This window comes from Pseudomonas fluorescens, assembly GCF_002022275.1.
GTDB lineage: Bacteria > Pseudomonadota > Gammaproteobacteria > Pseudomonadales > Pseudomonadaceae > Aquipseudomonas > Aquipseudomonas fluorescens_AJ.
In genome coordinates this window covers 41,518-53,568 of sequence record NZ_MSDF01000055.1, presented here as the reverse complement: position 1 = coordinate 53,568, position 12,051 = coordinate 41,518, and the positions used below count along the sequence as shown (strand labels likewise).

Annotated in this window: 13 protein-coding genes; 4 read left to right on the top strand and 9 right to left on the bottom strand. The window is 59.0% G+C overall.

Going from position 1 to position 12,051, the window contains the following annotated elements; genetic code table 11:
* Window positions 1-40: 40 nt before the first annotated feature.
* The gene (locus BFW87_RS32095; RefSeq protein ID WP_254865965.1) at window positions 41-202 is read right to left on the bottom strand and encodes a DUF6026 family protein; all 162 of its coding nucleotides are present in this window, start codon (window positions 200-202) and stop codon (window positions 41-43) included.
* A 284-nt stretch (window positions 203-486) separates the two neighbouring features.
* Between BFW87_RS32095 and gnd the strand changes: the two genes are divergently transcribed.
* The 3 genes from gnd to BFW87_RS28205 are packed head-to-tail and all read left to right on the top strand — an operon-like array spanning window position 487 to window position 3,811.
* On the top strand, window positions 487-1,470 hold the full coding sequence (gene gnd, locus BFW87_RS28215) for a phosphogluconate dehydrogenase (NAD(+)-dependent, decarboxylating) (protein ID WP_078742996.1): 984 nt from the start codon (window positions 487-489) through the stop codon (window positions 1,468-1,470).
* Window positions 1,467-2,990: a glucose-6-phosphate dehydrogenase gene (zwf, locus tag BFW87_RS28210; RefSeq protein WP_078742995.1), complete on the top strand. Its 1,524-nt coding sequence runs from the start codon at window positions 1,467-1,469 to the stop codon at window positions 2,988-2,990. The genes gnd and zwf overlap by 4 nt, the downstream gene beginning before the upstream one ends.
* Window positions 2,987-3,811, top strand: a complete 825-nt coding sequence (locus tag BFW87_RS28205; protein ID WP_078742994.1) for a Cof-type HAD-IIB family hydrolase — start codon at window positions 2,987-2,989, stop codon at window positions 3,809-3,811. Before zwf ends, BFW87_RS28205 begins: the two co-directional genes overlap by 4 nt.
* A gap of 71 nt (window positions 3,812-3,882) precedes the next feature.
* Here BFW87_RS28205 and BFW87_RS28200 read toward each other — a convergent pair whose 3' ends face one another.
* A complete protein-coding gene (locus BFW87_RS28200) occupies window positions 3,883-4,143 on the bottom strand; it encodes a hypothetical protein (RefSeq protein ID WP_063029505.1) in 261 nt (86 codons plus the stop codon).
* Window positions 4,144-4,487: 344 nt separating this feature from the next.
* Between BFW87_RS28200 and BFW87_RS28195 the strand changes: the two genes are divergently transcribed.
* A complete protein-coding gene (locus BFW87_RS28195; protein ID WP_078742993.1) occupies window positions 4,488-5,813 on the top strand; it encodes a sigma-54 dependent transcriptional regulator in 1,326 nt (441 codons plus the stop codon).
* Window positions 5,814-5,926: 113 nt separating this feature from the next.
* Here the strand turns inward: BFW87_RS28195 and BFW87_RS28190 are convergent, their stop codons facing one another.
* The 7 genes from BFW87_RS28190 to BFW87_RS28160 form a co-directional block, all read right to left on the bottom strand.
* Entirely contained in the window at window positions 5,927-7,237 is a 1,311-nt protein-coding gene (locus tag BFW87_RS28190) for a hypothetical protein (protein ID WP_078742992.1), read from the bottom strand.
* 49 nt (window positions 7,238-7,286) lie between these two features.
* Window positions 7,287-8,036 carry a hypothetical protein gene (locus BFW87_RS28185; RefSeq protein WP_078742991.1) on the bottom strand — a complete coding sequence of 250 codons (750 nt, stop codon included), beginning with the start codon at window positions 8,034-8,036 and terminating at the stop codon, window positions 7,287-7,289.
* 37 nt (window positions 8,037-8,073) lie between these two features.
* Entirely contained in the window at window positions 8,074-8,751 is a 678-nt protein-coding gene (locus BFW87_RS28180; RefSeq protein WP_078742990.1) for a C39 family peptidase, read from the bottom strand.
* A 62-nt stretch (window positions 8,752-8,813) separates the two neighbouring features.
* Complete coding sequence (locus BFW87_RS28175; RefSeq protein WP_078742989.1) at window positions 8,814-9,521, bottom strand: heme utilization protein; 708 nt, start codon at window positions 9,519-9,521, stop codon at window positions 8,814-8,816.
* 67 nt (window positions 9,522-9,588) lie between these two features.
* Complete coding sequence (locus tag BFW87_RS28170; protein WP_078742988.1) at window positions 9,589-10,152, bottom strand: adhesin; 564 nt, start codon at window positions 10,150-10,152, stop codon at window positions 9,589-9,591.
* Window positions 10,149-10,610 (bottom strand): hypothetical protein, encoded by a 462-nt coding sequence (locus tag BFW87_RS28165; protein WP_078742987.1) that lies wholly within the window; start codon window positions 10,608-10,610, stop codon window positions 10,149-10,151. Before BFW87_RS28165 ends, BFW87_RS28170 begins: the two co-directional genes overlap by 4 nt.
* A gap of 330 nt (window positions 10,611-10,940) precedes the next feature.
* The gene (locus tag BFW87_RS28160) at window positions 10,941-11,936 is read right to left on the bottom strand and encodes a FecR family protein (protein ID WP_078742986.1); all 996 of its coding nucleotides are present in this window, start codon (window positions 11,934-11,936) and stop codon (window positions 10,941-10,943) included.
* Between the last annotated feature and the right edge of the window lie 115 nt (window positions 11,937-12,051).

Sequence of the window (12,051 nt, the reverse complement as noted above, 5' to 3'; positions counted from 1 at the left end):
ACTTTGTGAGTTATTTCTAAATGCTTCGTTCAGCTCAGGTTCAGCAAAGGGCAGGCTGGGTGCCGGATGCCTGATTGACCTGGGCTTGAAGATGTGAGCGAAGGCGCAGGACTTCCTGCTGCAACTGATCGCGTTCGTCTTTCAGTTGGCGCCATTCATCACGGCGGACGGTGACGTAGAGGGTCTGTGGCGGGCGGGTCATCTGTGATGTGCTCATTGCTTACCTCGCAAATAGCCGGTAGATCGCGGTGCCGGAACGCTGGAATTGAGGTTCCCGGCAACAGTCGAGGTAATTCTGAATTCTTTTTTGAATCAATGGAACTTTTTTATTTTTGATGGTCGTTGTGACTTTTACGGCAGTGATGGTGAAAGGATGGCCACTTTTTGTCATGAAACTCCACGGATCCGCTCTGGACTAACCCTCATTAGCCTCATTGCGCTATAAACTATGTCACACATTTATTTAGCAGTTAGGAGCATCAGCACATGCAACTGGGGATTATCGGACTAGGCCGCATGGGCGGTAACATTGCGCGGCGCCTGATGCTCAATGGGCATACCACCGTTGTATACGACCGTAACGAAGCCTTCGTCAAAGGCTTGAGCGAAGAGGGCGCCACCGGCGTTGCCGACTTGAAAGCCTTGGTCGCCGGGCTGCAAAAGCCTCGCGCTGTGTGGGTCATGCTGCCGGCAGGCGCACCCACCGAAGACACCATTAATACCCTGAGTGAACTGCTGGACGCCGATGACGTGATCATCGACGGCGGCAACTCCATGTATAAGGATGACATCCGTCGCGCCAAAGCCTTGTCGGAAAAAGGTCTACACTACGTCGACGTCGGTACGTCCGGCGGCGTCTGGGGCCTGGAGCGCGGCTATTGCATGATGATCGGCGGTGACGTCGACGCCGTGCAGCGCCTCGACCCGATCTTCAAAAGCCTGGCCCCGGGCCTGGGCAACATCCCACGCACCAAGGACCGTTCCGCCAGCGCTGACCCACGCGCCGAGCACGGCTACATCCACGCAGGCCCGGCCGGTTCCGGGCATTTCGTGAAGATGATTCACAACGGCATCGAGTACGGCATGATGCAGGCCTTCGCCGAGGGCTTCGATATTCTCAAGACCAAGAATTCAGACAGCCTGCCGGAACACGAGCGCTTTGACCTTAATGTGGCCGACATCGCCGAAGTCTGGCGCCGTGGCAGCGTGGTGTCGTCCTGGTTGCTGGACCTGACCGCCGACGCCCTGGCCACCGACCCGAAACTCGACGGCTATTCCGGCTCCGTGGCCGACAGTGGCGAAGGCCGCTGGACCATCGAAGCCGCCATGGAACAAGCGGTGCCGGTGCCGGTGCTGTCCACTTCGCTGTTCGCGCGCTTCCGCTCCCGTCAGCAAAGCACCTACGGCGACAAAATGCTCTCTGCCATGCGCTTCGGCTTTGGCGGCCATGTGGAGACTTCCAAAAAATGACCGTCAACGGCAAGAAACCCCAGGCCGAACCTGCTCCGCCTACCACGCTGTTTTTGTTTGGCGCCCATGGCGACCTGGTCAAGCGCCTGCTCATGCCGGCGCTGTACAACCTGAGTCGCGACGGGCTGCTGGGCGAAGGCCTGCGCATTGTCGGCGTTGATCACAACGCCGTCAGCGACGCCGACTTTGCCAAGAAGCTCGAGGACTTTATTCGCACCGAAGCCGCGAGCAAGGTCAAGGGCAATGGTGACAACGCCCTGGACCCTGAACTGTGGGCGCAACTGGCCAAAGGCATCAGCTACGTCGAGGGCGATTTCCTCGACGACAGCACCTACGCCGACATCGCCAGGAAGATTGCCGACAGCGGCACTGGCAATGCGGTGTTCTACCTGGCCACCGCGCCGCGCTTCTTCAGTGAAGTGGTGCAGCGTTTGGGCAGCGCCGGTTTGCTCAATGAAACCGATGACGGTTTTCGTCGCGTGGTCATCGAGAAGCCTTTCGGCTCCGACCTGGCCACCGCCGAAGCGCTGAACGCATGCCTGCTCAAGGTCATGAGCGAGAAGCAGATTTATCGCATCGACCATTACCTGGGCAAGGAAACCGTACAGAACATCCTCATTAGCCGTTTCTCCAACGTGCTGTTCGAAGCGTTCTGGAACAATCACTACATCGACCACGTGCAAATCACCGCCGCGGAAACCGTCGGCGTGGAAACACGCGGTAATTTCTTCGAGAAAACCGGCACCCTGCGCGACATGGTGCCTAACCACCTGTTCCAGTTGTTGGCGATGGTAGCCATGGAACCACCCGCGGCGTTTGGCGCCGATGCGGTGCGCGGTGAGAAAGCCAAGGTGGTCGGCGCCATCCGGCCCTGGTCGCTGGAAGATGCGCGGGCCAACTCGGTACGCGGCCAGTACACGGCGGGTGAAATCGGTGGCAAGTCGTTGCCGGGCTACCGTGAGGAGGCCAACGTGGCACCTGACAGCAGCACCGAGACGTTTGTCGCCCTCAAGGTGATGATCGATAACTGGCGCTGGGTCGGCGTACCGTTTTACCTGCGTACCGGTAAACGCATGAGCATTCGCGACACCGAAATCGTGATCTGCTTCAAGCCCGCTCCCTACGCGCAGTTTCGCGACACCGATGTGGATGAACTCAAACCGACCTACCTGAAAATCCAGATCCAGCCCAACGAAGGCATGTGGTTCGACCTGCTCGCCAAAAAGCCCGGGCCGACCCTGGAAATGGCGAATATCGAGTTGGGTTTTGACTACAAGGACTTCTTCGAAATGCAGCCGTCGACCGGGTATGAAACCCTGATTTACGACTGCATGACCGGTGATCAGACCTTGTTCCAGCGTGCCGACAACATTGAAAACGGTTGGCGCGCCGTGCAGCCGTTCCTGGATGCCTGGAAGGAAGACGACGGGATTCAGGCCTACAAGGCGGGTGAGGATGGCCCAGCGGCCGCCGACGCCTTGCTGGCTCGCGATGGCCGAACCTGGCACAGCCTGGGATGAGTGATGCCGCGATCCACCCCATCCGTTTTGTGCTCAGTGACATGGACGGGACGCTGCTGCGTCCCGACCATAAACCCAGCCAACGCACGATTGACGCGGTGCGCGCGCTGCGTGACGCCGGTGTGTTCTTCAGCCTGGCCAGCGGGCGACCGCCACGGGCCATGATGCAGATGGCCGAGGCGTTCGGTGTTGACGTGCCAATCGCCGGGTTTAATGGCGGCACGCTGGTCAACCCTGACGGCACCGTGTTGCTCGCGCATCATTTGCCGGCAGAAGCTGCATTGGTGGCACTGGCACTGTTTTCAGCCGAGCCGGATGTAGAAGTCTGGGTGTTTGCCGACGGGGAATGGCTGCGCCGTGATCCGCCCGGGCCAATGGTCGCCGTCGAGGCCGCCGGCCTGGGCTATGGGCCGCGTGTCGTGGAGAGTTTTGAGCCCTACCTGGACCGGGTCAACAAGATCGTCGCGGCCAGCCACAACGCGCCGCTGCTGGTCGAACTGGAAGCGCAGTTACAGCCCAAGGTGCAAGGGTTGGCGCATGTGTCGCGCTCGCAGCCGATTTACCTGGACGTGACTGCCATGCTGGCCAACAAAGGCGACGCCTTGAAGACCCTGGCGGCCCATCTGGGTGTGCCACTGGAGCAAACCGTGGCCATTGGTGATGGTGGCAATGACCCGGCGATGTTTGCCGTGGCCGGGTTGTCGATTGCCATGGGCCAGGCCGAAGAAAGCGTCAAGCGTCAAGCCAGTGTCGTCACTGGCAGCAATATCGACGATGGCGCTGCTGAAGCCATTGAACGGTTTATTCTTACGACGCAATAAACGTCGCTTCAACCCACACTTCCGATCATTGTTTGCAGGGGCAGGCAATGATCGGAAGTTGTTGCGGTTACTTACTTCGGCATGGCCCACGATTGCAACTGATAGCCATCTTTATCGAGCTCGGCGCGTGCCTGCAACAACAAGTCCTCCAGTTGCGCGGGGTCACTGTAAGTGCTCGAAGACAGCTGTTTGCTGCCAATACGCGTATTGGTGCGGTCGATGACGCTCAGGCTCAGGGCGCCATTGCCATCGTGCCAGGCCACACACTGAAAGGGCTGGAAAGCACGGTCTGCGATCAAAAGAGCTTCGTTGATGCGGAGCGGGGCGTTCATGGGGTCTTCTCTCTCAATGCCCATTCAAGTGAAGTGCCGGCGGTTGGGCTGACCGTGCGGCGAGTTACTTGTACTGATGCACGATGGCGGGGTACGGGTCACATATTAGGACAAAAAATTTCAACTTTCCGTGATTGATGTCATGTAAGCGGCTGTTCTTAACGCGCCATGAATGCTTCAACAGTGCTCGACTGTTTACTCTGTGACGCGCGGAAGTGGCTTTTTGCCAACACTTATAGCGAAACGGTACAAGGAAAGCGTCAATACCTTGCTAGTGTTAGCCGCAGGCTTTACAAACTGTTGTTTCTAAATAACTTTAACAATTTTGGCGCCAAGGAATAGTCATGGTTGTTACACCTGTCCAGCGTCGCTTGCTTGTGGTTGACCCCTGTGACGATTGTCACGGGCTGCTGCCCGGCTTGCGCACCGCTGGATGGGAAGTCGACAGCTGTGGCCTGGGCGCGGTGGGAGACCGCTCGTGTGATGTGGGGCTGCTGCGTTTGCAGCCGTACCATCTGGAGCGCCCCGAAGCGGTCAAGGAACTGATCAGCCGAAGTGGCACCGAATGGATCGCCGTGCTCAGCCAGGACGTGCTGCGCCTGCAAAACGTCGGTGACTTCGTCTGCGAATGGTTCTTTGACTTCCACACCCTGCCGTTTGACGTGGCACGCGTACAGGTCACCCTGGGTCGCGCCTTCGGCATGGCGCGCCTGCGCGGCAAGGGCCACATGCTGGTCGACGCGCCCGAACATGAATTGCTCGGTGACAGCCGGCCCATCCGTGAACTGCGCAAATTATTGGCCAAGCTGGCCCCCACCGAATCGCCGGTACTGATTCGCGGTGACAGCGGCACCGGTAAAGAACTGGTGGCCAAAACCCTGCACCGCCAATCCCAGCGCCATGCCAAGCCCTTTGTGGCAATCAATTGCGGCGCCATTCCCGAACACCTGATCCAGTCCGAGCTGTTTGGCCATGAAAAGGGGGCGTTTACCGGCGCCCATCAACGCAAGGTCGGGCGCATTGAGGCGGCCCACGGCGGCACGCTGTTTCTCGATGAAATCGGCGATTTGCCGATGGAGCTGCAAGCCAACCTGCTGCGCTTTCTCCAGGAAAAACAAATTGAACGCGTCGGTGGCAGCCAACCCATCCCGGTGGATGTGCGGGTGCTGGCGGCGACCCACGTCGATCTGGAAGCCGCGGTCGAGAAGGGCACTTTCAGAGAAGATTTGTATTACCGCCTGAATGTACTGCAGGTGGTCACGGCCCCCTTGCGCGAGCGCCATGGTGACGTGGCCATGCTCGCCAACCATTTTTCACGCTTCTACAGCCAGGAAACCGGGCGTCGGCCGCGCAGTTTCAGTGAAGATGCGTTGGTCGCCATGGGCCAACACCCGTGGCCCGGCAATGTGCGGGAGCTGGCCAACCGTGTGCGCCGTGGCTTGGTGCTGGCCGAAGGGCGGCAGATAGAAGCCGTTGATCTGGGATTGCAGGGCGAACAGGCAATCGCGCCACCGATGGCTACACTGGAAGATTACAAACACCGTGCCGAACGTCAGGCGCTGTGCGATGTGCTCAACCGGCACAGCGACAATTTGAGTGTCGCGGCCCGCGTGCTCGGGGTTTCCCGGCCGACGTTCTACCGGTTGCTGCACAAACACCAGATCCGCTAGGGCGGGTAAACCGAAAAGCCCCGCAACGACCCTTATCGTTGCGGGGCTTTTCCTTGATCGTTCCCACGCTCCGCGTGGGAATGCCTCATGGGACGCTCCGCGTCCCGCCATCACTAGAAGTAGTAAGGGAATTTCAGGCTGAACGTAAAGTCCGGCGCATCATCCGTCATGCCGATCGACAGGTTCGGCACGATCGTCAGGTTTTCCGACGCGGCAATCGTCATGCCGACGTTGAAATACCCGGCGTTGGCATCGCTGGACACCACCGATTGCCAGTCGCCGCCGCTCTGCTTGATCTTGCTTTTACGCTGCACGAGGTCGGACACCGAGAACGACATACTCATCTTCTCGTTGAGCGCAAAGGCTACCCCCAAACCGAGCTGGAAGCTGTCGCCCAGGCTGATTTTGCCGGGGATTTTCTGATTGACGTTAGGGCTGATATCGTCAAACGACTCTTCAAAGTTGTGCGTATACGAAAGCGAGCCGAACAGCACGGCGGGGTCGAAGGTTTTGACCAGGGAAATCCCTGGTGTCACCGACCACACACCGTTACCCGTCGGCAGGCTTTCCGGTATGGCCAGGTTATTGTTATTGGCCTGTTCGATCAGCTTGATGCCGTAGGGCTCTTGGCCTGTCGGGGCCTTGACCCTCACCGAAACCACCGCATCCGGCAGGCTGGCACTCTCATCGAGGAATTTGTAGGCAATGCCGAAGTTGACGTCGCCGATGGTCGGGTCTCGCGTGACTGACCCTTCCGACGTGGCATTGGAGTCGCCGCCTGCGCCACCCGACTGGTAGGTCGATTCGCGGTAGACCACGGGCACGTTGAGGTCGAACTGCCAGCGGTTGTCGAGGTTGTAGCGCCCAGTCAGGTCGAGTGTCCAGCTGTCAGACTTGATCCGGTCCAGGTTGATGTTGCCCAGGAAGATCGAGTCCAGCGCCAAAAAGCCGTTGAGGGACAATTGGCGCGCGTCGTAGCGCGCATAGGTGATGCCGGTTTCAAGGCTGAACTTGCCGTTGCCGAAAAAGCCGCTGGCCTCGTTGTACAGGTTGCTCACACTTTGCGCCGGCGCCGAGTCGTCCTTGAGGCTTTGCCCGTAGGAACTGCCGCCGCCCGCGCCGCCCGAGGCCGCCGCCGTGCCGACGCCTGTGGTGTGAGCGGCCACGTTGGTGCCGCCTTTCTGGAAGTCGGCGGGTGATTTGGCCAGACGTTTGGGGGCGGGTGTTGCCGGTTGATCTTCTACCTGTCGTACGCGTTGCTCCAATACGGCCAGTGCTTTTTGCTGCACTTCATAACGTTGCTTGAGCTCCAGCAGTTCCTTTTTCAAGGTCTCGATATCGGCATCCGGTGCAGCATAAAGAACGGATGCTGGCAGGAGCGTACTCAAACAAACCACGGCACGTAACGATAACGATCGATGCATGAAATAAGCCGTCCCTTTCTAATGCGTAAGTGTCGTGGCTCAGCGTAGTTCAATAACCGGAAGTGCGTAGGCCTTTGAGTTGTTCCAGATTCAGGTTCTGAGTGATGTTGTTCAAACCGTTATTGCCCAGCACAACATTGAGTTGGGTCAAGTTTGAAATGGCGTTGAAGTCACCCTTGATAATCGTGCCTTGGCTGACGGCGCCGCCGCCAATCTGTTGCAGGACGCTGCCCTGGTTGTTATTGGCTTGAAGCGCCATTTGCAACCCGCCATTCTGGGCCGATACCGTCACCTGGCCTGCCGCCGTGCCACCGGTGATTGGCTGCCCAGCCATCAACGCTTGCCCTGATTGCGCGTAGTTGGCGGGGGCCAGACCGTTTTTGGTGACATTGATGTCGACGCCGTTGGTAGCGCTGTTGCCATCACCGGCGGCGCGTACGCTCTGGACGACGCCTTGGCCGCTGCCCAGGCCCGAGCCACCCACAACGGTGCCGGTACCGTCAGGCTGTTTAACCACGCCGGTGCCGTCATGCCCGCTGATTTGCACGTAGAACTGGGGTGTGACCGTGGACGAGCTGACCTGCATGTTGGCCGTGCCGGTGACCGTTGCGCCGGCGGCGTTGGTCCAGGTGGTGCTCATGACCAGGCCAAAACTGACGATGCGCCCCGGCATCACGTAGCGTCCGCGCAGCTCGGCCATTTCCGCGTCCTTGAGCTCGATCGGCTTGAACACCGACGACGCAAAGGCAGGTGCTGAGGCTGCCAGGCACATGACCGTCAGCCAGCTTCGAGTGTTCATCGTTTGCTCCTGGAGCGTCCTGCCCCTTATTGCGCTTCTAGAAGAAGTCGCTCTGGATAAAACCGAAGTCCATCAATTCACTGTCACGTACCGGGCTGAATTCGTTGAACTGGCCCTTGGCGGTCAGTGGGTTGGGCGGGGTGAGCAGGGCGTTGGCCTTGTCGTAGCCCTCGCCGATGACCGCGAACACGATGCCGTTCCAGCCTTTGACGAAATCGTCTTTGGCGTACCGCTTGTTGCCCAGCACCGGGTCGCCGATGTACACCCAGTCTTTGTCGGTACGCTGCAGCACCACGAAGTGTTTGTAGCCGCGGATATCCAGCAGGACGACGACGGGGACTTTTACCGTGACCAGCACTTCAGGCGTGATGCGATAACCCTTGGCGCGCATGTGGATGCTTTCCAGGTAGCGCTTCATGTCGAGCATCGAGAAGCCCTGGGTGCGTACCAGGTCCTGATCGGCGTTGACCAGCATGCCTTTGATGACGTGGTCTTCATCCACGTCCATCCAGTAGGCCTGGCGCAGGATGGTCGCCAGTGCGGCGGCGCCGCAGCTGAAATCGGTTTTCTGTTCCACCAGGTTGGCGAATTTGCGCTCGCGGATGCTTTCGACCTTTTTGTACATCAACCCACCGCCGGGCATGACGATAGCCACTTGCCCTGCCAACGTCTGGCCGGTGAGTACGAGTAAAAGGAGGACGGCAACGAGGCGCATGATCGTATGACCTGTTGGACACTGGAATAAAAAAGGGCCTTGTTTCCAAGGCCCGATCTGGATCAGAAGCGAGTGATTGCTACGTTGTTCTGACCTTGGTTGTTGCTGCCGGCCAGCGAGTTGGAGTTCATCACGCCGCTGCCGTAGTTCATCGAGTTGTTGATGCTGGCGTTGTTCACGACAGGTTTGGTATTCCAGCCGTGGCCGGAGCTCAGGTTGAGAGTCAGGTTGCCCGACACATCCTGTACGCCAGTGACTGCCGCGGCGCCACCGTCGCCATTGCCCGAGGCAATCGCAACGCTGTTGCTGGCTTGGTTGGAGGTGCCCGCTGCTGCGTTCAACTGAACGATGCCCGAAGCGTTGTTGCCGCTGTCGTTGAGGGACGCGTTGTTTTTGGTGCCGCTGTTGATCACCAGGTTGCCGGAGTTGGACTGTGCGGTGCCGGTGCTGGCGAACACGAAGTCCGCATCGCCGGAAACGATAGCCACGTCGTTTTTGCCCTGGTTGTTGTCACCGCTCAAGGCGTTGCTGTTGGTCACGCCGCTGTTGTGGTTGTTGGAGTCATTGATTGAGGCGTTGTTTTTGGTTTTGTCGTTGAGCACCACGTTGCCATGGTTGCTTTGACCGTCCAGTGTGGTCGCGGCAGCCGTGGTAGGCGCAGGTTGTGGGCCGCCACCGCCGCCATGGTGAGGTTGACCCGCTTGAGCAGCAACAGCCATGAGCGCAGCGAGAGCGAAAGCCAGTGGTTTAAGAGCCATTGTAGTTTTCATGGTGTATCTCCTTGCTTCTAATTAGTTGGTTAAGTGTTGGTACTTTCCAGCAGTCGACCCAGCTCCATCAGTTGAGTCGTAGATTCAGGGTGTTAGCCACTCGGTTCCCCACCCCGGCGCTCTGGTTGACCTGTACCACTCCACGGTTGCCGGTGAAGGCCTGGTCGCTTGTCACGACCTGGCGGCTGCCAGTGGTAGAGGTCAATCCCGAGTCTGTTGCAAGCGCAACGTTCTGTTGCGACATGACGCTGTCGTCGATGCTCTGCGGCCCAGCATTCACGCTGATGCGCACGGCATTGATCATCTGGTTCTGGGCCCCGGCGGACTGGTTGACGCTCAGTGCACCGTTGCCATTGCTGAAAGAGTTGCCCTGGATCGCGGTGTTGGCGTTCAGGGAGCGGTCGGCGGGAGCGCCGCTGATTTTTTGCGTGATGGCGATGTTCGTCTGGGCGTTGTGGCCAGTCGAAATGGCGAGGTTGTTACTCAGTTGCTGCTGGTCGCCGGCGGCTTGGTTGATCAGGACGACGCCGTTGTACTGCTTGCCGGTGTTATCAATAGTCGAGCTGTTGTTGCTGTCGGCCATTGCGGTTGTGCAACTGAGCGCTGCAAGAAGGAGCAGGGAACGGTTCATTTCATCGCCCCTCCGATCATGCCGCCGAGGTTGTTGAGCGGGGCAAGACCACGTGAGACCGCGCCGTTGACGGTGCCCGAGATGCCGCCGGCACCGCCGCCGCCCAGGCCTGCTGCGGCACCGGCACCCAGGCCATTACCGTTGCCGATCGTGTTCAGGCCGGTAATGTCGCCGTTGGGCATGATGCTGCGAGTGATGCTTGCGCCGGTGCTGATGCCTGCGATGTCGTTGTCGCTGAGCTCATTGTTGGCAGCGCGCAGGACTTGCGCCGATGGGTTGGCATTCACAGTCGTGGGGTAGGGGTCGGTGCCGCGTGAGCGGCCAATCACATAAGGCTGAACCTGGCGTTCAATCACGATCACGCCATCACCTGCGGCGAGCACCGGAATGCTCACGCTGGCAGTCAATGCACAGCTGATCAGCAGGAGGCTCAGTGAGCCTGGATTATGTGTGTCCACGGCAATGTTCCTTATTCGTCGCGCTGACCCTAAACAGCGCTGTAAGAGAAGGAGCAGAACGCGTGCCGCTTTTTATTTATTGTTGTTATTCAAAAGGTTGAGCATAAATAAAGGCATAGCCATACCGGCGGTGTTTCACCGCTGAGACAGACTTAACGCGAGCACGTATGCCCGGCAACGCTGCATGGCAAACCTCAGGCTGTATCAGCGCTGTAACAGTGCCCATGACAAAACGATGAATCCGCAGCACGCGGGCGGTTCAGGCGCAGGAGGTGTTTCAAAAGTGGACACTGCAGGCACGAAAGTGCCCGGGGCTTGCAGGCAGGCGGTTCAGCTCTTGGGGGTTTTACGCGGGATGGAATTGAGCACAGGGTTGCCGTCCTGGTTCTGGGTCAGGCAGACCGGCAGCACCTTGGGCAGGGAAGGGACGAGGTTGTTGACCTCGTTGATGTTGTAAATGCCGCCGATGCGGATGGCGCCGGTACTGGCATCGGCCAGCATCACCGGCTTGCTCAGGTAGCGGTTGATCAGTGGCAACGCGTCCGCCAGGGCCAGGTTGTCGAGCACCAGCTTGCCGCTTCGCCAGGCCACGGCGCTGTCGTCCGGCCTGGCGGCCTGGACTTCGGGCGTGGTATCGCCCCGATGGTAGCTGGCCTGCATGCCGGGGCTCAGCGCAACACTGGCATGCTGTTTGTCGCTGGAAATTTGCACAGAGCCTTCGAGCAGCGTGACCCGCACCTGGTCTTCGTACTTCCAGACGTTGAATTGAGTACCGGTCACGCGCACCTTGCCCTCGCCCGCATACACGATAAAGGGATGCTCGCGGTCATGGCTGACCTTGAAAAACGCTTCGCCTTTTTTCAAGGTGACCTGGCGCTGATTTTTGTAGTTGCTGTACACAAGTTCCGTGCCCAGGTTCAGCTCGACCTGGCTGCCATCACTCAGGGTGACCTTGCGCAAACCGCTGGTGGCTTCAACATGTTCATAAGCGTTGGGCAACAGACCCGCTTCCCAACCCGTGAATGCGGCCAGTGGCAAGGCAACCAGGCAGACCGTGGCTGCGACGGCATAGGTGCGCAGGCGGCTTCGAGGTTTCAGCGGTATGACCGTTGAGGCGGGCTCACTGCGTGGCAGATGGTCGGCCACGTCCCAGATTTCGAGCATGGCGGCGTATTCGAATGCATGCAGCGGATGCGCGTCGTGCCACTGATCAAAAGCCTCCCGCTCAACGCTCGTGCAATCGCCCGCGTGCAGGCGCATGCACCAATGCGCAGCGGCGTCGGTGATGGCGTCATATTCGGCTTCTGAAAGGGACTTTTCGGTCATTTACGCATCCTGATTTCGTGCATTCTAACCTCCACAGGTGGATGGCGAGAACAGCAGTCATGGCGATTGCACATCAATTGGAACTTATTCTCGTTTGAGAGCACCTAAAAAATTC

What these genes read in the sequence shown, in the direction of transcription:
- BFW87_RS28160 (WP_078742986.1), bottom strand. Translation starts at nt 11,936, where the DNA reads ATGACCGAAAAGTCCCTTTCAGAAGCCGAATATGACGCCATCACCGAC.
- BFW87_RS28170 (WP_078742988.1), bottom strand. Translation starts at nt 10,152, where the DNA reads ATGAACCGTTCCCTGCTCCTTCTTGCAGCGCTCAGTTGCACAACCGCA.
- zwf (WP_078742995.1), top strand. Translation starts at nt 1,467, where the DNA reads ATGACCGTCAACGGCAAGAAACCCCAGGCCGAACCTGCTCCGCCTACC.
- BFW87_RS28205 (WP_078742994.1), top strand. Translation starts at nt 2,987, where the DNA reads ATGAGTGATGCCGCGATCCACCCCATCCGTTTTGTGCTCAGTGACATG.
- BFW87_RS32095 (WP_254865965.1), bottom strand. Translation starts at nt 202, where the DNA reads ATGACCCGCCCGCCACAGACCCTCTACGTCACCGTCCGCCGTGATGAA.
- BFW87_RS28195 (WP_078742993.1), top strand. Translation starts at nt 4,488, where the DNA reads ATGGTTGTTACACCTGTCCAGCGTCGCTTGCTTGTGGTTGACCCCTGT.
- BFW87_RS28200 (WP_063029505.1), bottom strand. Translation starts at nt 4,143, where the DNA reads ATGAACGCCCCGCTCCGCATCAACGAAGCTCTTTTGATCGCAGACCGT.
- BFW87_RS28180 (WP_078742990.1), bottom strand. Translation starts at nt 8,751, where the DNA reads ATGCGCCTCGTTGCCGTCCTCCTTTTACTCGTACTCACCGGCCAGACG.
- gnd (WP_078742996.1), top strand. Translation starts at nt 487, where the DNA reads ATGCAACTGGGGATTATCGGACTAGGCCGCATGGGCGGTAACATTGCG.
- BFW87_RS28175 (WP_078742989.1), bottom strand. Translation starts at nt 9,521, where the DNA reads ATGAAAACTACAATGGCTCTTAAACCACTGGCTTTCGCTCTCGCTGCG.
- BFW87_RS28190 (WP_078742992.1), bottom strand. Translation starts at nt 7,237, where the DNA reads ATGCATCGATCGTTATCGTTACGTGCCGTGGTTTGTTTGAGTACGCTC.
- BFW87_RS28185 (WP_078742991.1), bottom strand. Translation starts at nt 8,036, where the DNA reads ATGAACACTCGAAGCTGGCTGACGGTCATGTGCCTGGCAGCCTCAGCA.